Source organism: Bacillus sp. 1780r2a1 (genome assembly GCA_024134725.1).
Taxonomy (GTDB): Bacteria; Bacillota; Bacilli; order Bacillales; family Bacillaceae_H; genus Priestia; species Priestia aryabhattai_A.
Window position 1 is genome coordinate 4,093,555 of the sequence record CP099863.1, and the last position, 19,738, is coordinate 4,113,292.

The 19,738-nt window shown below is 37.3% G+C and carries 21 protein-coding genes; 10 read left to right on the plus strand and 11 right to left on the minus strand.

What is annotated here, in order from left to right; translation table 11 throughout:
* Positions 1–56: 56 nt before the first annotated feature.
* The 3 genes from NIZ91_20695 to NIZ91_20705 all read right to left on the minus strand — a co-directional run bounded on the left by NIZ91_20695 (position 57) and on the right by NIZ91_20705 (position 2,239).
* Positions 57–572 carry a YwgA family protein gene (locus tag NIZ91_20695; GenBank protein ID USY55087.1) on the minus strand — a complete coding sequence of 172 codons (516 nt, stop codon included), beginning with the start codon at positions 570–572 and terminating at the stop codon, positions 57–59.
* 28 nt (positions 573–600) lie between these two features.
* A complete protein-coding gene (locus NIZ91_20700) occupies positions 601–1,902 on the minus strand; it encodes an HD domain-containing protein (protein ID USY55088.1) in 1,302 nt (433 codons plus the stop codon).
* Between the two features lie 112 nt (positions 1,903–2,014).
* Positions 2,015–2,239, minus strand: a complete 225-nt coding sequence (locus NIZ91_20705) for a YuzB family protein (protein ID USY55089.1) — start codon at positions 2,237–2,239, stop codon at positions 2,015–2,017.
* 208 nt (positions 2,240–2,447) lie between these two features.
* Here NIZ91_20705 and NIZ91_20710 point away from each other — a divergent pair, with 208 nt between their 5' ends.
* Together NIZ91_20710 and NIZ91_20715 are read left to right on the plus strand one after the other, a co-directional pair.
* Positions 2,448–3,113 carry an RsfA family transcriptional regulator gene (locus NIZ91_20710; GenBank protein USY55090.1) on the plus strand — a complete coding sequence of 222 codons (666 nt, stop codon included), beginning with the start codon at positions 2,448–2,450 and terminating at the stop codon, positions 3,111–3,113.
* A 121-nt stretch (positions 3,114–3,234) separates the two neighbouring features.
* The gene (locus NIZ91_20715; protein ID USY55091.1) at positions 3,235–4,089 is read left to right on the plus strand and encodes a lipoate--protein ligase family protein; all 855 of its coding nucleotides are present in this window, start codon (positions 3,235–3,237) and stop codon (positions 4,087–4,089) included.
* A 35-nt stretch (positions 4,090–4,124) separates the two neighbouring features.
* Here NIZ91_20715 and pta read toward each other — a convergent pair whose 3' ends face one another.
* Entirely contained in the window at positions 4,125–5,096 is a 972-nt protein-coding gene (pta, locus tag NIZ91_20720; GenBank protein ID USY55092.1) for a phosphate acetyltransferase, read from the minus strand.
* A gap of 276 nt (positions 5,097–5,372) precedes the next feature.
* Between pta and NIZ91_20725 the strand changes: the two genes are divergently transcribed.
* The 3 genes from NIZ91_20725 to gerQ all read left to right on the plus strand — a co-directional run bounded on the left by NIZ91_20725 (position 5,373) and on the right by gerQ (position 7,162).
* Complete coding sequence (locus tag NIZ91_20725) at positions 5,373–6,116, plus strand: heme-dependent peroxidase (GenBank protein ID USY55093.1); 744 nt, start codon at positions 5,373–5,375, stop codon at positions 6,114–6,116.
* Positions 6,117–6,229: 113 nt separating this feature from the next.
* The gene (locus NIZ91_20730; GenBank protein USY55094.1) at positions 6,230–6,652 is read left to right on the plus strand and encodes a cell wall hydrolase; all 423 of its coding nucleotides are present in this window, start codon (positions 6,230–6,232) and stop codon (positions 6,650–6,652) included.
* A gap of 27 nt (positions 6,653–6,679) precedes the next feature.
* Positions 6,680–7,162 carry a spore coat protein GerQ gene (gene gerQ, locus NIZ91_20735; GenBank protein USY55095.1) on the plus strand — a complete coding sequence of 161 codons (483 nt, stop codon included), beginning with the start codon at positions 6,680–6,682 and terminating at the stop codon, positions 7,160–7,162.
* Between the two features lie 35 nt (positions 7,163–7,197).
* Here the strand turns inward: gerQ and NIZ91_20740 are convergent, their stop codons facing one another.
* From NIZ91_20740 to NIZ91_20750, 3 genes are all read right to left on the minus strand, one after another.
* Entirely contained in the window at positions 7,198–7,566 is a 369-nt protein-coding gene (locus NIZ91_20740; GenBank protein ID USY55096.1) for a DUF423 domain-containing protein, read from the minus strand.
* Positions 7,567–7,581: 15 nt separating this feature from the next.
* A complete protein-coding gene (locus NIZ91_20745) occupies positions 7,582–7,896 on the minus strand; it encodes a YwdI family protein (protein USY55097.1) in 315 nt (104 codons plus the stop codon).
* Between the two features lie 98 nt (positions 7,897–7,994).
* Entirely contained in the window at positions 7,995–8,675 is a 681-nt protein-coding gene (locus tag NIZ91_20750; protein ID USY55098.1) for a uracil-DNA glycosylase, read from the minus strand.
* Between the two features lie 184 nt (positions 8,676–8,859).
* On the opposite strand from NIZ91_20750, the gene NIZ91_20755 reads away from it, so the two are divergent.
* A complete protein-coding gene (locus NIZ91_20755) occupies positions 8,860–9,306 on the plus strand; it encodes a staygreen family protein (protein USY55099.1) in 447 nt (148 codons plus the stop codon).
* Positions 9,307–9,510: 204 nt separating this feature from the next.
* Positions 9,511–11,013: a glucose-6-phosphate dehydrogenase gene (gene zwf, locus NIZ91_20760; GenBank protein USY55100.1), complete on the plus strand. Its 1,503-nt coding sequence runs from the start codon at positions 9,511–9,513 to the stop codon at positions 11,011–11,013.
* 111 nt (positions 11,014–11,124) lie between these two features.
* On the opposite strand, the gene gndA is transcribed toward zwf, so the two are convergent.
* Positions 11,125–12,537: an NADP-dependent phosphogluconate dehydrogenase gene (gndA, locus tag NIZ91_20765; protein USY55101.1), complete on the minus strand. Its 1,413-nt coding sequence runs from the start codon at positions 12,535–12,537 to the stop codon at positions 11,125–11,127.
* Between the two features lie 180 nt (positions 12,538–12,717).
* On the minus strand, positions 12,718–14,127 hold the full coding sequence (locus tag NIZ91_20770; protein USY55102.1) for a sodium:alanine symporter family protein: 1,410 nt from the start codon (positions 14,125–14,127) through the stop codon (positions 12,718–12,720).
* A gap of 229 nt (positions 14,128–14,356) precedes the next feature.
* Between NIZ91_20770 and NIZ91_20775 the strand changes: the two genes are divergently transcribed.
* The 3 genes from NIZ91_20775 (at position 14,357) to pdxK (ending at position 18,042) form a co-directional block, all read left to right on the plus strand.
* Positions 14,357–15,604: a helix-turn-helix domain-containing protein gene (locus tag NIZ91_20775; protein USY55103.1), complete on the plus strand. Its 1,248-nt coding sequence runs from the start codon at positions 14,357–14,359 to the stop codon at positions 15,602–15,604.
* Between the two features lie 239 nt (positions 15,605–15,843).
* Positions 15,844–16,977 (plus strand): alanine dehydrogenase, encoded by a 1,134-nt coding sequence (gene ald / locus NIZ91_20780; protein ID USY55104.1) that lies wholly within the window; start codon positions 15,844–15,846, stop codon positions 16,975–16,977.
* A 240-nt stretch (positions 16,978–17,217) separates the two neighbouring features.
* Positions 17,218–18,042, plus strand: coding sequence for a pyridoxine/pyridoxal/pyridoxamine kinase (gene pdxK, locus NIZ91_20785; protein ID USY55105.1), 825 nt, complete (start codon positions 17,218–17,220; stop codon positions 18,040–18,042).
* Between the two features lie 23 nt (positions 18,043–18,065).
* Here the strand turns inward: pdxK and NIZ91_20790 are convergent, their stop codons facing one another.
* Positions 18,066–18,929, minus strand: a complete 864-nt coding sequence (locus NIZ91_20790; protein USY55106.1) for a Cof-type HAD-IIB family hydrolase — start codon at positions 18,927–18,929, stop codon at positions 18,066–18,068.
* A 115-nt stretch (positions 18,930–19,044) separates the two neighbouring features.
* Positions 19,045–19,710 carry a beta-phosphoglucomutase gene (gene pgmB, locus NIZ91_20795; GenBank protein ID USY55107.1) on the minus strand — a complete coding sequence of 222 codons (666 nt, stop codon included), beginning with the start codon at positions 19,708–19,710 and terminating at the stop codon, positions 19,045–19,047.
* Positions 19,711–19,738 lie beyond the last annotated feature (28 nt).

A 19,738-nucleotide genomic window follows, 5' to 3' on the forward strand; every position in this document is an offset into this window, starting at 1 on the left:
TACATATCGTTTATTCATTGAACAAAGCCCTCTGAACCGATGCAGAGGGCTTTTTATTAATGAACACGGTCAAACGTCACCGCTTTTAGATTTTCAATATATGCATATGCTTGTTCAATGTCTTCTTCTGTATAGTTCTGTTTACTCTTTAACGTAAACACTTTTTCACTCACTTCTTCTTTCGATAATCCATCAAAGTATAAAATTGTTGAGACAAGCTCTAAAAACTTTGAAGACTGGTTGTTCATATCCGTCATGACTTCCTGTAAATGGGGTAACTCTAGCTCATAATGGCTTAGAAACTCATTTCCAGCCTGAGTTAGTGCGTATCGGTACTGCATATAGCCCCCCTTATTTTCTTTTAATTCCTGCAAAAAGCCTAGATTACACAATTCTTCTACTCGAAGGGTAAGTTCCTCTGAATACGGACCAAAAAAATGGAAATTATAGCGCTCATAAAAAGGAAACTCTAGCTTTTTTCCAATAAAAATCATTTTTTGGAGCTTTTTTCTCCCTACAATTTCTCCCGCTGCTGAGAACACTTTAATAATCTTTGCGTGATCATTTAACACAGCCCTTCAACTCCTATACTATTTAACTCTAATTACTTTTTAATAGCTGTAAAATTTGGTCTTTCACTTTTCTTTTTGACGATAACTGATCGATTAGATCTTGTGGAAAATAAAGTTTATGATCCGTTCGTTTCTTCCCTGAAATGGACTCAACAATTTCAGACTGTCGCGATAGCTCTCTTACTTCACCGTTTGGCATCAACAAATGGATTGGCAAGCGCTCCTCTTCTTCACCTGGACGATAAAAGTCGTACGGTAAGTCACTGGATGAATCAACAACTAAATAATAATCAGGATCAATTCCAGCTTTTTTAAATAATGTTGTTAGCTCCATCCACATTTTCATTTGGAGGTTTGGATTGAACTCGATATATTTAAAAAGGTTACGGTTCATAAATCTACGACATAAATCTGCTAAAATATTATCTTCTTCATCTTGCCAAGCCTGAAAATAAAACATGACAACAGACTCGTCCAACCTTAAGTACTCTTCTAGTGATATTTCATCTTTAAAAATCGAATAAAAATGAACAGGCGGCTGGCGAAACTCATAGGATTTTTGATGAAGCTCTTTCGCACGATGTAGAATTTTAGTTAAGATGACTTCCGCACTGCGCGTTACAGGATGAAAATAAATTTGCCAATACATTTGATAACGACTCATGATGTAATCCTCAACTGCATGCATACCGCTATGCTTAATGACAGCTTGCTCTTCTTGTGGCCGCATTACGCGCAGAATACGCTCCATATCAAAGTGTCCATAGCTTACCCCTGTATAATAAGCATCACGCTGTAAATAATCCATTCGGTCGGCATCAATTTGGCTTGAAATCAAGCTCACCACCAACTTATTTTTGTACGTTTTCGCAATCACTTCTGCTACCTTTTTTGGAAAATCTGCTCCCGCTTTTTTCAATACACGATTTACTTCTGTATTTCCCAAAATAATTGCTTGAGTAAACTCTTCATGGTCCAGGTGAAATACCTTTTCAAAAGAATGAGAGAATGGACCATGTCCTAAATCGTGTAAAAGTGCCGCACATAAGCAAAGAAGCCTTTCATCGTCGTCCCATTCTGGGCGGTTTCGAAATACGTCATCAATAATTCGACGCACAATCTCATATACACCTAAAGAATGATTAAAACGACTATGTTCAGCACCGTGAAACGTTAAATAGGTTGTTCCTAGCTGACGAATTCGACGTAAACGCTGAAATTCAGATGTACCGATGAGCTCCCAGATTAATCGGTCTCGTACGTGGATATAGCGATGAACAGGGTCTTTAAATACTTTTTCTTCACTAAGTTTTTCATTTAGATATGCCATTTACATACCTCTCTATCTTGACGTTGTTAGTATGTCTTCTTCGACAAGGTGTTTAAAAATTCCTAGTCAGAATAAAAAATCACCTTTTGCTTAGGACAAAGGTGATTTTATTTTATTTGTTTAGTTTTTTCTCAATTTTTTCAATTAGCTCGTCCTCTGTTGGCGCAGCTACAGGGCGGTTATTTACAAATGCGAATGACTTTTTACGTCCTGGACCACAGTATGATTGACAGCCCACTTTTACATCTGCACATGCATCTATTTTTTGAAGTCGAGGTAACAATGTCTTCACATTTGTTGCCTGACAATCATCACAAATTCTAAATTCATTTGTCATGCTGACACAATCCTTTCAAAAGTGCTTACACATATCTTTTTTGCCTAAAGGGTATTTTACCGCTATTTGCATAGGAGTGCAAGTTTCGAAAAGTGCCAAAATCTATCATACTTCTAGAAAAAATAGTATAACTCTACGCTAATCCGTACATACTAAATACTACAAAACATGGTAGCTACCAATCATATAAAAATGAGGAGTGAAATACGTGAAAGATAGACAAGATGCGTGGACAGAAGAAAATGATTTACTTTTAGCAGAAACGGTTTTAAGACATGTAAGAGAAGGAAGTACCCAATTAAACGCGTTTGAAGAAGTTGGAGATGAACTAAATCGTACGTCTGCGGCTTGCGGATTTCGCTGGAATGCCGTGGTAAGACATCAATATGAAAAAGCGCTCCAGCTCGCGAAAAAACAGCGTAAGCAACGCATGCGTGCCCTTGGACAAGAACAAGGCAAGAAAAAGCTTTTATATACACCACCTACACCAACTATAGAACACGTTACAGAGGAAGTGTACGAGGCAATCCCAGTCTCTGCTCCCACTATAACAGCCAGTAATGATAGTTTATCGATTGACTTAGTCATACGCTATTTAGAAACATTTAGAGGCCAAACTGGAAACATGCAGGCAATTCAACATGAGAATTCTCGTTTACGTAAAGAAAACGATGACTTACACCGCAAAATTCAAGATCTTGAAAAGCAAGTAACGCAGCTTGAAGCAAATGCTACTACTATTCAAGAAGACTATGAAACATTAATGCAAATCATGAACCGTGCCCGCAAGCTGGTTTTATTTGATGAAGAAGACCGATCAGCTACTTCGTTTAAAATGGACCGTAACGGAAATTTAGAAAAGTTAGCTGAATAATGCATCCAAAGGTGGCATCCTTATGCCTCCTTTTTTATTGGAATTAACTTACGCCTTGTCATACTCTGATTCTTAAATATGCTATAATATGTTCGTTTACTTCATAAAGGAGTTATGGAACATGTCTATATATAAATCAAATCTTTTACAACAGCCAAAATGGCGCATCATTGATCAATCAAGCTTAGGTCCAGAATTTGATGCAAAGCAATCTTTCGCGATAGATGATACTCTTTGTACAAGTGTTGGAAAGGACGAGTCTCCCGCGACAGTTCGCTCTTGGGTGCATCACGATACAATTGTTCTTGGTATTCAAGACACAAAGCTTCCACGTTTAGCTGAAGGTATTCGCTATTTGCAAGAACAAGGCTATAAACCAATTGTTCGGAATTCTGGAGGACTAGCCGTCGTACTTGATGAAGGTGTTCTAAATATTTCACTTATCTTTCCGGATGCAGAAAAAGGCATTGATATAGACCGAGGATATGATGCGATGTTTGATTTAATTAAAGCAATGTTTGCTGGCTATACAACTGACATTGAAGCAAGAGAAATTGTCGGTTCATACTGTCCAGGAAGCTACGACTTAAGCATCGGTGGTCAAAAATTTGCAGGTATCTCACAGCGCCGTGTACGAGGTGGAGTTGCTGTACAGATTTATCTCTGCGTATCAGGTGATGGAGCCAAAAGAGCTAGTGTTATTAAAGAATTTTACCAAAGAGGCCTAGCAAATACTGAGACAAAGTTTACATATCCAACGATTGTTCCAGAGACAATGGCCTCTCTTTCACAGCTGTTAAACGTTGAGCTAACGGTAAGCGATGTAATGATGCTAACGTTTCAAACATTACAATCCACCGGAGCTTCCTTAGAGATGGTTCCCCTACAAGCAGCAGAACTTGAATTGTTTGACACACAGCTACAACGAATGTATGACCGAAACGAAAAAGCGTTAGGGGCTTTTCTAAACGCATAAAAAAAACGCCGTTAAATGGCGTTTTTTTTATGCGTTTACAGTGCTTGAGCAGCTGTAATTAAAGCTAATTTGTATACATCCTCTTCGTTACAACCACGTGAAAGGTCGTTAACCGGCTTGTTTAAACCTTGAAGAATTGGGCCAACTGCTTCGAAATTACCTAAGCGTTGAGCGATCTTGTATCCAATATTACCAGCTTCAAGACTTGGGAATACAAATACATTTGCATCACCTTTAATATCTGAACCCGGTGCTTTCTTTTCAGCAACAGATGGTACAAATGCTGCGTCAAACTGGAATTCACCGTCTAAAGTTAGGTTTGGTGCCATCTCTTTTGCAATTTTAACAGCATCTGCTACTTTTTCAGTTTCTGGTGATTTAGCTGATCCTTTTGTTGAGAAACTAAGCATTGCAACACGTGGATCTACGTCAAACATGTTAGCTGTGCGTGCACTTTCGATTGCAATTTCAGCTAAATCTTGGCTATTTGGAGCAATATTAATTGCACAATCAGCAAATACGTACTTCTCGTCACCACGAACCATGATGAATACGCCTGATGTTTTTGTTACGCCTTCTCTTGTTTTAATAATTTGTAGCGCTGGACGCACTGTATCAGCTGTTGAATGTGCAGCTCCGCTTACAAGGCCATCTGCTTTGCCCATATGAACAAGCATTGTACCAAAGTAATTTTCGTCTAATAAAATTTTACGCGCTGCTTCTTCAGTCGCTTTTCCTTTACGACGCTCTACAAATGCAGCTACCATTTCATCAAATCCATCATAATTATGAGGATCAAAGATTTGCACTCCATCTAAAATTACGTTCAAGCTTTTTGCTTTAGCCTGTACTTCTTCTTCGTTTCCAATAACGATTGGCGTTACAACTTTATCTGCAGCTAAACGAGCTACCGCTCCAAGGATACGCTCATCTAAACCTTCTGGAAATACGATTGATACATTGCTTGCAGATACCTTTTCTTTTAAACCAGTAAATAAATTGCTCAAACTAAGTCCTCCTCAATATGTTAAAAAACAGTTTCCATGTAATAGGATACTCCACTTCGAAAAAAAATCAAAGGCATGTCCTTTAACAATTTGATAACAGTAAAAAGTCTTTAAATTTCTAAAATTCAATTAAATATACTTTCAACTTCCCTTTTAGCATAGCGTAAATTGTGCTTTTTTAATCACAATTCATGAGTTTTTCAATCCAAGCATTCGGATAAACTATGATATAGTAAAACTAGAAGTCATTATACTGTAGTTTAGGAGTGAAAGAATATGGCAGAAGCAGCTCAAACACTGGATGGATGGTACGCTCTTCATGATTTTCGAACAATCAATTGGACAGCATGGAAACAGCTATCAAACGAAGAACGCGAAACCGCTATTCATGAATTTTTAGCCTTAACAGAAAAGTGGACAAGTACGGAAAATGCAGCTGAAGGAAGTCATGCACTATATAGTATTGTCGGTCAAAAAGCAGATTTTATGATCATGCTTGTACGTCCAACGATGGAAGAACTAAATGAAATTGAAAATGAATTCAATAAAACAAAGCTAGCAGAATTCACTGTCCCAGCTTATTCATATGTATCTGTTGTTGAGTTAAGTAACTACTTACCAGCAGGTGAAGATCCATATGAAAATCCGCACATTCGTGCACGCTTATACCCAACTCTTCCAAAATCGAAGTATGTTTGCTTCTATCCAATGGATAAGCGTCGTCAAGGTGACGACAACTGGTACATGTTGCCGATGGAAGAGCGCCGTAGCTTAATGCGCAGTCACGGTATGATTGGCCGTCAATATGCAGGTAAAGTGAAGCAAATTATTACAGGCTCTGTTGGCTTTGATGACTATGAATGGGGCGTTACGTTATTCGCTGATGACGTATTACAATTTAAAAAACTCGTATATGAAATGAGATTCGATGAAGTAAGTGCACGCTATGGAGAGTTTGGTAGTTTCTTCGTTGGGAACTTACTTGAAGTCGATCGATTCAATCACTTTCTTTCAGTCTAATCCTATGCTTCCTCTCTTATAAGGGGAAGCATTTTTTATGCCCTTTTAATGGTCATATTCTCTCTTTTTATTCATATACATACAATAGCGTCACAGGTAAGCGAGGTGAGGAAATGGCGGTTGTCGCACACACCGAAGAAGATGTTAAGCTTCTAGCCAGACTCCTGCGAGCTGAAGCTGAAGGTGAAGGAAAACAAGGAATGCTTCTTGTAGGTAACGTGGGTGTGAACCGAGCAAGAGCTTCTTGTTTAGACTTTAAAGATATTCGAACCATCAGACAGATGGTCTTCCAAAGCCCTGGAGGTTTTGAAGCCACGCAAAAAGGATATTTTTATCAGCGTGCACGGCAAGCAGATATTGATTTAGCTCGCCGTGTATTAAGAGGAGAAAGATTTTCACCAGCTACAAATTCTTTATGGTTTTTTAAACCAGGTGGCAACTGTCCCGCTACATGGTATAACCAACCAAACACTGGAAGGTTCAAGTCTCATTGCTTTTTTGCACCAACTCAAGCGGATTGTCCGAGTGTTTACTAAATACATGTAGAATTAAAGGAGGGTACTATGAAAAAACCAAAAGGTAACCAAAATCAGACCCAGCCTTATATGCAAAACCCATATATGAGCTATAACTATCCTTACTATACGCCTTATCAACAGCAACAAGGAGGTGGTGGAGGTCAGCAACAAAGTCCATCTGGACAAATGCCGCCTCAAATTCCATCGGGAGGTTCCGGTGCTCCTCAAGACCCTGGCCAGCTACCAATAGAAGAGTCATATATTGAAAACATTTTGCGTTTAAATCGCGGAAAAATTGCAACGGTTTACATGACATTTGAAAATAATAATCAATGGAATGCTAAAGTCTTCAAAGGTATCATTGAAGCTGCTGGGCGTGACCACTTAATCTTAAGCGACCCACAAACAGGGAAGCGTTACTTACTATTAATGGTTTACTTAGATTACATTACGTTCGATGAGGAAATTCAGTATACCTATCCCTTTAATGGTGGCGGACCACCATTAAGCAATTACTCACCTCGTTAAAAAAAGGCCTCTAGCTTAAAGCTAGAGGCCTTTTTTCACCATTTCAACGCTGCAATAACAATTAATACCCAAGCTGTGATGAATGCTACCCCGCCTAAAGGTGTGATAGCTCCTAATACCTTGATTCCAGACGTACTTAAAACATATAAGCTACCTGAAAATAATACAATACCACCCATCATCAACCAACCTGACGTTGACAACAACGTTGACTGAGGAGCCTTTGCAAGTAAGAAAGCGACTACAAATAAGCCGATAGCATGGAACATATGATATTGAACACCTGTTTTCCATACTTCTAAATATTTTTCCGATATCTTGCCTTCTAATCCATGAGCTCCGAATGCACCTAAAGCAACAGCTAAAGCTGCATTGATAGCACCTAAAATAACAAAGATTTTCATGTTCCTACCCCTTTTTTAAAAATCAAATAAGCTATCTCCGTTAGCATCGTCTGAAGCAAGCTTTTCCCCTTCAAAATTTTGCCTAGATGATTGAATGATTTGTTGTTGCATCGAAGGCTGAGCTTGAATTTGTGAAGGCATGACAACGCTTGATGGAGCTGTTGATTTGACTGAAGAAGATGAATTTCCGTCAGCTAATGCCAGTTCACATAATGTTTTAATTGCGATTAATTGATCCCTCACGCGAGCAGAATGATGCGCTTCTTGTTTCGCTTTTGCTAACTCCGCACTCATTTTATCTAATAGCTGTTCTAACTTTATTTCCACCATTTCACCTCTTTTACTTTGCCTATTGCGAATCTAATCTGTTTATAGTTTATCAAAAATTCATAAGTTGAGCGATGATTCAATTGTAGTTCGCTAAATGTTCACGATTTGATGTTATCAATTTGCCAGTCAATTGGTGTACAATCATTTTCTTGTAAAAAATTATTTGTTAAGAGAAAATGATTATTACCAAAGAATCCACGATTTGCAGAAAATGGACTTGGATGAGGACTTTCTAAAATTAAATGATGTTTTCCCGTAATCAAGCTTTTCTTGGCCTGCGCATGCTTACCCCAAAGTAAAAAAACCACGGGCTCCTCTTTTTGAGCAACCAGTTCAATAATACGGTCTGTGAAAATCTCCCAACCTTGTCCTTTATGGGAGTTCGGCTGGCTGCGTCGAACAGTTAATACCGTATTTAAAAGCAATACCCCTTGCTTAGCCCATTTAGTCAAGTATCCATTATTAGGAATTTCACATCCTAGCTCCTGATGTAATTCTTTATAAATGTTTACAAGTGAAGGTGGAGTTTTTACTCCAGGCTGAACGGAAAAGCTTAACCCGTGAGCTTGACCAGGTCCATGATAAGGGTCTTGACCCAATAATAAAACTTTAACATCCTTGTAAGGAGTATAATGTAGAGCGTTAAAAATATCATATCGGTCAGGATATACAGTTTCGCTATTATATTCATTCACAAGAAACTGCCTCAGTTGAATATAATATTCCTTTTCGAATTCCGCCTTTAATAACTCATTCCAATAATTTTTTAAAATAGACATATCGTTCATCCCTTTCATATTTAGTCATTATGTAATTCTTCATTCTTTTGTTATTGTACCTAAACTGCATGCTTTCAGTGAATAACACATTATAATCACCATATTTCTCCAGTTAAAGTCATGTTCAAGTTGCTTTTGTATACACTATAAAGAGTGCATCTTTTCCTATTAAGGAGGGGTTTATATGATAATTGCTAGTCCCCGCCAAGTGGATGTCACATACGGATTAGGAATTACACCTACCGAACCGATGATTCCTCGAAAATATACCATTTTCCCATCCCATCAATCGTCAATACCGTCCATTTACGTCGGTTTAGAATTTGCCTATGATCATATTAGTAAAAGTCGTAACGAATGCTTGGCTTCTTTTTTATTCAATAAAGGATTCTACTCACTGTCACTTTATTTTTATATTGACCATACTATTTCAGAAGATACAGCACTAGAGCGTTATATGCATCTTTTAGAAATTTTGCCGCTTTATTTAAATACCCTATATCATTCTGAAAAAGCATTCTTTCAAAGGCATCCTCTGCTAGAACATTGTCCTATTTTTTTATATATTGACTCTGCCCATTCTTTTTTAGATCGTAAAAAATCATTAGGTGCATTATATCAATACAAATAGCGCTTTCAAAACATTGCTACTGCCGTTTAATTGGCGTAGCTTTTTTCATTTACCAAACAAAATACTTTTAAACTCATGCAAAACATGGAATAATAACTACAAATCATATAGATTTGCTTTACCATTTATAAATCGTTACAATTTTATATTAGATATATTAGCTTAAACTAAACGTAATTTTGATAAAGAGAGGGTCTAGAAGCAATGACAAATGAACAGCCAAAATCAATTATTGTAATTTTTGGAGCTACAGGTGATTTAGCAAAACGTAAACTATTTCCATCTATTTTCCGCTTATATAGAGAAAATAAACTATCCGAAGATTTTGCAGTTGTTGGAGTAGCCAGAAGACCATGGACAAACGAAGAGTTACGTGAAAACGTTAAAAAGTCTGTTGGTAATCTGCAAACAGAAGACGCTGATATTGATACGTTTGCTTCACACTTCTACTACCAGCCATTTGATGTTACAAACGTAGAATCATATCAAGAGTTAAAAACATTAACGGAAGAGCTTGATACACAATACAATGTTCCTGGAAACCGTATTTTCTATTTAGCAATGGCCCCAGAATTCTTTGGAACAATTGCGTCTAATTTAAAAAATGAAGGTTTAACAGCTACTGAAGGTTGGAGCCGCCTTGTAATTGAAAAGCCATTTGGTCACGATTATGAATCTGCTAAAGAGCTTAACGAGCAAATTCGTCACGCTTTCTCTGAAGATCAAATTTATCGTATTGACCACTACCTTGGAAAAGAAATGGTTCAAAACATTGAAGTAATTCGCTTTGCAAATGCGCTATTTGAGCCTCTTTGGAACAACCAATATATTTCAAACATCCAAATTACATCAAGTGAAACGCTTGGTGTAGAAGATCGTGGACGCTATTATGAATCTTCAGGTGCACTACGCGACATGGTTCAAAACCATATTTTACAAATGGTTGCTCTATTAGCTATGGAGCCACCAATTAAACTTACACCAGAAGAAATTCGTAGCGAAAAAGTAAAAGTATTACGTGCGCTTCGTTCAATGTCAACGGATGAGGTAGATCAATACTTTGTACGCGGCCAGTACGGAAAAGGGATTGTGGAAGAAAACGAAGTAATTGGCTACCGTGAAGAAAATTCTGTGGATGAAGAGTCTAATACTGCAACGTTTGTTTCAGGTAAACTAATGATTGACAACTTTAGATGGGCTGGTGTACCAATTTATATTCGTACAGGTAAACGCATGAAAGAAAAAGCAACAACTATTGTTGTTCAGTTTAAAGATTTACCAATGAACTTATACTTCAATCGTGGTAAGGATATTCATCCTAACCTACTTGTTATTCATATTCAACCAGAAGAAGGGATTACTCTTCATTTAAATGCGCGTAAAACACCAGGAGCAACAGCTTCTACGCCAATTAACCTTAACTACTGCAATAACTGCGGAGATAAGATGAATACGCCAGAAGCTTATGAACGCTTAATTTACGATTGCATGCTTGGAGATGCGACAAACTTTACACACTGGGATGAAGTTGCTCTATCATGGAAATTTGTTGATACTATCTCAGAAGCTTGGGAGCAAAATAAAGCAACAGACTTCCCGAACTATGAATCAGGTTCAATGGGACCAAAAGCATCGGATGCTCTTCTTGCTGAAGAAGGCTTCCAGTGGTGGCCTGTTGGGGAAGGTAACTTCTCAAACAATGAATAATGAAAGCAAAAACGCAGCGAAATATTCGCTGCGTTTTTATTCGACAAATGCTTTGTCGAATAGAAAAAGCAGGTTGCTGTCAAAAGCAACCCGCTTTCTTATTCATTATTTTTATTTTAACCACTCTGTGTGGAATACGCCTTCTTTGTCAATACGTTGGTACGTATGAGCTCCAAAGTAGTCGCGTTGTGCTTGTAAAAGGTTGGCTGGAAGTGTTTCTGTACGGTAGCTGTCATAGTAAGCTAACGCGCTTGAGAAACTTGGTACTGGAATACCTTGTTTAACTGCGATTGAAATTACTTCACGAAGCGCAGATTGATATCCTTCTACGATATCTTTGAAATACGGATCTAACAATAAGTTTGTTAAGTCTGCATCACGATCGTATGCTTCTTTAATCTTTTGTAGGAATTGTGCACGAATGATGCAACCACCGCGGAAGATCATCGCAATATCGCCATATTGTAGATTCCAATCATACTCTTCAGACGCAGCTTTCATTTGAGCGAATCCTTGTGCGTATGAACAAATTTTACTCATATATAGCGCTTTTCGAATTGCTTCGATTAGCTCTGTTTTATCGCCTTCATAAGAAGTTGTTTCTGGACCACTTAATACTTTGCTTGCTTTTACACGCTCTTCTTTCATTGCTGAAATAAAACGGGCAAATACAGACTCTGTAATAATTGGTAGAGGCACACCTAAGTCTAATGAGCTTTGGCTTGTCCATTTACCAGTACCTTTTTGTCCTGCTGTATCTAAGATCACGTCAACAAGCGGCTTGCCTGTCTCGTCATCTTTCTTTGTAAAGATATCAGCTGTAATTTCGATAAGGTAGCTATCTAATTCTCCTTTATTCCACTCAGCAAATACCTCGTGTAATTCATCTGCTTCTAAACCTAAAACGTTTTTCATAATGAAGTACGCTTCAGAAATCAGCTGCATATCGCCATATTCAATTCCGTTATGAACCATTTTTACATAGTGCCCTGCACCATTTGGTCCGATGTATGTGCAGCAGTCATCTCCTTCTACTTTAGCAGAGATAGACTTTAAGATTGGCTCTACTAGCTTATAAGCTTCTTTTTGACCACCAGGCATGATTGAAGGACCTTTTAATGCGCCTTCTTCTCCGCCTGAAACGCCTGTACCAACAAAGTTAATACCAAGCTCTTCTAATTCTTTATTTCGACGAATTGTATCTTGGAAGAATGTGTTACCACCGTCAATTAAAATATCGCCTTTTTCAAGGTATGGTTTTAACGAATCAATTGTTGCATCTGTTGCTGCACCAGCTTTAACCATTAATAAAATTTTACGTGGTTTTTCAAGAGAATTAACAAACTCTTCGACACTGTATGTACCAACAAAGTTTTTACCTTCTGCCTCGGATTTTAAAAACTCTTCTGTTTTCTCCGGTGAACGGTTGTAAACAGATACTGAATAGCCTCTGCTTTCAATGTTTAGCGCAAGGTTTTTTCCCATAACCGCTAAGCCAATAACACCAATTTGCTGCTTTGTCATGTTCTCTCTTCCCTTCGTTTTTTAATATGAATTAGCCACTTTAATCTTAACTGAACCACACAAAAACATTCAAGCTAGAAGCAGCAACCTTCATATCATGTATTATACATATCTGTATAGTACCACGGTTTTATTTAAAAAAAAACGAAAGCGCCTGCTTATGCAGACGCTTTTTTGATATCAGCTTGCTTTTTTCATTGTTGCTACTTTGTAATGATTTTCAAAATAATCATTTGTTTCATGAACAACAACTTTATATAACAACACAAGAGCAATTAAGTTTGGAATCATCATCAGTGCATTCGCCATATCTGCAAATGCCCAAACAACCGTTAAGTTTGCTACTGCCCCAAGGCCACAAGCCGCTACATAAATTGCACGATAAAGACCTGTTGCTTTTGTGCCAAATAAATATTCAAAACATTTTTCTCCGTATACATACCAACCTACAATTGTTGAGAATCCGAAGAAAATAACAGAAAATGCAACAATATATTCACCAATTTTGCCTAAAGATGCGGCAAAGGCTGCTGAAGTTAAGGCTCCTCCATCTAAGTTAGCGTTGTGCGCCACACCAGAGATAGCTCCTCCTGTTGGGTCCCAGAACCCTGTAATAATTAGTACTAAACCTGTCATTGTACAAACAACAATAGTAACAATAAATGTACCTGTCATCGCCACAAGGGCTTGTTTAACCGGATGATCTGAACGAGCATTCCCTGCAATTAAAGCAGCCGTTCCTAAACCTGCTTCATTTGAGAAGATTCCACGTGATACTCCGCTACGAATTGCTTCAGAAACCGCAATGCCAACAAATCCACTTGTTGCAGCTACTGGTGAAAATGCATATTCGAAAATCAATGCAAATGATGGAATAATTTTATCAACATTTAAGAAAATAATTAATAGTGAACCAGCAATGTATAGTAAAGCCATCAGCGGTACAAAAACCCCTGCCACTGTACTAATACGCTGAATACCACCAAAGATAATTAAAGTTGTTAAAACAGCTAATACAATCCCTGTTACAATGCCACTAATCCCAAAACTTTCGTCTACAACGCTTGCAATTGTATTAGACTGAACGCTGTTTCCGATACCTAATGCGGCAAAGGCTCCAAAAAGAGCAAATGCGATAGCTAAAATTTTAAACTTTGGTCCTAACCCTCTTTCGACATAATACATCGGACCACCTGAATATTCACCTTTATCATTTTTCACACGGAATTTCATTGCTAATAAGGCTTCAGCATACTTTGTAGCCATTCCCAGTAACCCTACAATCCACATCCAGAAGATTGCCCCTGGTCCACCTAGCGTGATGGCTGTTGCTACACCAGCAATATTACCGTTACCAATTGTTGCAGCTAAAGCTGTCATCAAAGCTTTAAAGTTACTTACATCACCTTCAGCCTTTGCATCTTCTTCCTTTTCTTTTGTAAATCCTAATTTGAACGCATACATCAACTTACGGAACTGTAGGCCTCTTAATGCAAAGGTTAAAAATAAGCCTGTCCCAAATAAAAGAATTAAGCTAGGTGTTCCCCAAAGAACTCCATTGATTTTCCCTAAAATATCTAGAATGTCCATTGATGCTTCCTCCCCATCTGTTAGCGCTTACATTCTAAATAAGCTCTAATAAATGATTCCCTGATATAATTTTAACATTTTCTTAGACAAGTTTTTTTGTTAAAATCATTAAAAAGACTAATTTGTTTTTGTCTATTTTCACAAAATGTTTTTAATCAATAGTCAAAAGATTATCAAAAGATTTATGATAAATCAATATGTAATTATTTTTATTAAAGAGGGATTTAATATGAACAAACCGATTCGAGATCCATTTAAGGAAAACTTTGACACGCTTGAAGAGTTTGCAGACCGTATTAGTGAAGTTTTACAATGCCCAATTACTATTGAAGATTCTAACCACCGTCTTTTGGCATATAGTACGCATGACGAACGGACAGATCAAGCCCGTATCGCAACAATAATTGGCCGACGTGTACCAGAGAAAGTAATTAATAACTTGTGGAAAGAAGGGATCATTCCTCAATTATTAAAAACAGATGACCCTATTCGCGTCGAAAATATCAATGAAATTGGATTGGGAAATCGCGTAGCTATTTCAATTTGGAAAAACGAAGAGGTGCTAGGTTTTATTTGGGCTGTAGAAGTCGATAAGGCCTTAAATGAAGAAGAGTTACTTCTATTAAAGAAAGCCGCTACGGTACTTCGCAATAAATTACTTCAGCTTCAAATTCGCAAGTACAAGCGTGAGGAACGCTCACAAGAGTTTTTTTGGAAGCTACTCACAGGACACATGGAGTCAAAAGAAGATATTACGCAAGCTTTTTATGATGCGCAAATTACTCCACCTACGTCTTTTTCGATTGCAGTATTTCGATTTCAGGAAGATATTACACCAGAAGCTGAACGTCAAATTTCTTATTTATTAAAAACCATGCACCGTTTGAAAATTATTCTATATACAATTGACTGCAATGATCTAATTTTGTTCCTTTCTTTAGATTCAATTTTAGCTCCATTAAAAGATCAGCATGAGTTTGTAACATTCTTTAAAGATACAATGGAGGAACGATTCTCAATTGAGCAAATTGAATCTAGCTTTAGCAGCATGTATTCTTCTTATGACCACATCGCCAAAAGCTACAATGAAGCACTAAACGTATTGGACATTAAGAAGAAGTTCCCAAAAGAAACAGCTCATATCGCGGGCTATCAAGAATTAGGTATCTATCAATTTTTAGACGTGCTGCTAGAAAAAAGAACGCAAGATCGCTTTGAAAATTACTCATTGGCTAAATTAAACGAGTACGATTTGCGCCACAACAGTAACTTAGTGGAAACTCTCGAAGTATTTTTAGATTCGGATAATAACATTAACGATGCTGCTAAAGTATTAAATGTTCACATTAATACTTTAAGCTATCGTTTAAAGCGCATTTCAGAGATTGGTGATATTAACTTAAAGGATACAAACCAAAAAATTACGCTTTATTTAGATATTAAATTACAAAAGTATAAAAATCCTCCATCAAATTAAGTAACAGAGCCATTCTTCCTGAAGAATGGCTCTTTTCTTCAGATAGACCAAAAGACTCAAACTATGTCAGAACACCTAACAAATAATCAGAAAAATCTAAATAGTAACCGCTTCCATTTGTGTATTTTTACAAAATAATATGATTGATTTCTTTTTTCCTAACAAAGAAAAAGAAAAAAGTTTTTTATATACTGTACCTAGAAATAAGATTTCGTCTATTTTAAGGGAGGAAACATATTATGATTATTGGTGTACCAAAAGAGATTAAAAACAACGAAAACCGTGTAGCGATTACGCCTGCAGGAGTAGCATCATTTGTTGGTACAGGTCATCGCGTCTTAGTAGAAGCTGAAGCAGGAATCGGAAGTGGATTTACGAATGAAGACTACATGAAAGCTGGAGCAGAAATCATTGAATTAGCTGCTGACGTTTGGGCTCAAGCTGAAATGGTCATGAAAGTAAAAGAGCCTCTACCTAGCGAATATGATTATTTCCGCCCAGGTTTAATTTTATTTACTTATTTACACTTAGCTGCGGAGCCTGCTTTAGCACAAGCGCTTAAAGATAAAGGTGTCACAGCTATCGCATATGAAACAGTTGCAGTAAACAGAACGTTACCGTTATTAACACCAATGAGTGAAGTAGCAGGACGCATGGCTTCTCAAATCGGTGCTCAATTCCTACAAAAATCAAACGGTGGTAAAGGTATTCTATTAGCTGGCGTACCTGGAGTGAGTCGTGGCAAAGTAACGATTATCGGCGGCGGTGTTGTTGGAACAAATGCTGCTAAGTTAGCAATCGGACTTGGTGCAGATGTAACAATCATTGACCTAAGCCCTGAACGTCTTCGCCAATTAGACGATATTTTCGGCAATCAAATCAATACGCTGGTTTCAAACCCTTATAACATCGCCGATGCGGTTGCTCAAGCGGACTTATTAATTGGTGCTGTGTTAATTCCAGGTGCAAAAGCACCTAAACTTGTAACAGAAGAAATGGTACAAACAATGAAACCAGGGTCTGTGATTGTTGACGTAGCAATTGACCAAGGTGGTATTGTAGAAACAGTAGATCATATCACCACTCATGATCAACCAACGTACGAAAAGCACGGTGTAGTTCACTATGCTGTTGCAAATATGCCAGGTGCAGTACCTCGTACATCTACAATTGCTCTTACAAATGTAACTGTACCATACGCTTTACAAATTGCATCCAAAGGTGCTTATAAAGCAATTCAAGAAAACCCTGCACTTAAATTAGGTGTAAACGTAGCAAATGGCGCAATCACATATGAAGCAGTGGCACGCGACTTAGACTATGATTATGTACCAGTTGAAGTTGCCTTAAACAAAGAGTTAACTTCTATTTAATAAATTAAGGTCTCTCTATCTAGAGAGACCTTTGTTGTTTATAACAAATTATTTAAAGAAAACATCCCTCGTCTCTCACACTTCGCTATTTTCTCAAAAATTATATATTAGTAAAACATTATTACCTTTCATTGAATAGTTATTTTTGATTCAAAAAGTTTAATTTTGTAAATTGAATCTCTACTATAAAAGCGCTAGAATAAAAGAAAATAAGTAGCTTAGATCGAAGGAGGATTTTCCATGAGTATGAATAAAGTGCTTACAATTGCTGGTTCAGATACTAGTGGTGGTGCAGGCATCCAAGCGGATTTAAAAACATTTCAAGAGTTAGGTGTTTATGGCATGACTGCTCTTACTACAATTGTGACAATGGATCCAGAAAACGGTTGGTCACATAATGTTTTTCCACAGGAAACATCAACTGTCGAGAAGCAGTTAGATACCATTGTAAAAGGGGTAGGTGTGCAAGCTCTTAAAACAGGTATGCTTGGCTCAGTCGAAATTATTGAGCTAGCAGCAAAGACTATTGATGAGCATGCTCTTAAAAATGTAGTAATTGATCCTGTTATGGTTTGTAAAGGAGAAGATGAAGTACTACACCCAGAAACAGCAGTTAGTCTACGCGATGTATTAGTACCAAGAGCAACGGTTGTTACTCCAAACTTATTTGAGGCAGGACAATTAAGCGGAATTGGATCAATTAAGACAATTGAAGAAATGAAAAAAGCTGCGAAAGAAATCCATAGTTTAGGTGCACAGTTTGTATTAGTTAAAGGTGGAAGTAAATTAAATCATGATAAGGCTGTAGATGTTCTATACGACGGTGAAACGTTCGAACTGTTAGAGTCTGAACTAATTCAAACGACTTTTACTCATGGAGCTGGCTGCACATATTCTGCAGCAATTACGGCGGAATTAGCTAAAGGGAATGATGTGAAATCAGCTATTTATACAGCTAAAGAATTTATTACCGAAGCAATTCGCCACTCTTTCCCATTAAATCAATACGTAGGGCCAACAAATCATGGCGCTTATCGCCGTAAAAACGAGTTAATAACAAATTAAAAGCACGCGTAAGCGTGCTTTTTTTATACGGGCTTGAATATGCTTTGAATTGCTTCAGCTACACCGTGTTCATCGTTTGTTTTTGTCACGACATGAGCATGACGCTTTATTTCTTCGGGTGCATTGCCCATTGCAACGGCCATTCCTACTTTATGAAACATCGAAAGATCATTATAGTTATCCCCGATTGCCATTGTCTCTTGTAAAGAGATACCTCGACTTTTCACAAATTTCTCTAATGCAATTCCCTTTTGAGCTTCTTCACTATTCACTTCAATGTTTTCTTTACCTGAAGAGCTTACAGCAATGCCATGAAATGATTTTAGTTCTTCACGTGCACGTTTTAACTTCTCATCATCGAATGAAAAAGCCAACATTTTATAAATTAAGATACTTGAATCTTGAAATAGTGGTTCATACGCATCAATTAATTTTACTTTTCCTTCTTCAAATCGTTTTTTTGCTGCTTTTAGCAATTCATCATACTGATTTTTTAAGCTAGCACTCATATAGATATCCATTACAACAGAAAGTGCTTTATCATAGTCATTGGAGTATGTGCCATCACTTGTATAAACTTCAAAGTACAGCTCATGCTTGTTAAAAATTGCTTCAACAGCTTTAATTTTATCAAGGGTCATTCCAAAAGCTTCTAGCTTCTCACCTTTTTTATTTCTAACCTCTGCCCCGTTTGTACAAATAAGGAACGTCTCGATACCAGCTTCTTTTAATACATAAGAAGCTTCCTCATATGAACGCCCAGTTGCTACGATAACTTCCACACCTTCACGCTGTGCAGCTTTAATTGCTTCGCTGTTCTCTATACTAATTTGTTGTTCACTATTTACTAATGTTCCATCCATATCAGTGGCAACACATTTAATCATTCTGATTCCCCCTGCTGTGTTTTATTTTTAGGTTAACATGTTTTATTACCTAGTCTTTGACTTCTATGTAAACAATATAATAAGTATTTGTATAGATGACGTTACATTCAATCAATTAACGGTTTACAAACTTCTTGTTTACACTCTCAAACGTTAGTTCATGAGTAGAAGACACTTGCCAATCCGCTTGTTCCATTCCTTCGTGTAACCCTACTCCTATGGAAAACATATCAGTTTGCTTAATGGCGGTTAAGCCTGCAATTCCGTCCTCAATCGCAACACAGTTTCTAGAATGGATACCGATTGCTTTTGCTGCTGTTAAAAAAATTTCTGGATTTGGCTTCCCACGCTTTACGTCTCTACTGGTTACAACCTTATCAAAATAAGACCGCAATCCGATTTTTTCCAATACATACATCGCGTTTGAACTAGAAGATGCGATTGCAAGCTTGATTTCAGCTGCTTTTGCTTCTTTTATCAACTGAAAAACGCCAGGTAAGATTGCCTTTTCATCTAACGTTTCAATTAATGCTTGATAATGATGGTTTTTCTTTTCTGCTAATGCATGTATCTCTTCTTCCGAATAAACCTTGTCACTTTGTCTTACAATTTGCTTAACTGTCTCATAGCGGCTAATTCCCTGCATTTGTTGATTCCATTCTTGTGTAAAATAAACATTTGCCTCATCAGCAATCATTTTATTTGCTTGGTAGTAGAAGTTTATTGTATCAACAATTACACCATCTAAGTCAAAAATAAACGCTTCAAACTGTACTTGCATATGAAATCTCCCCTTTTTAACTATGTAT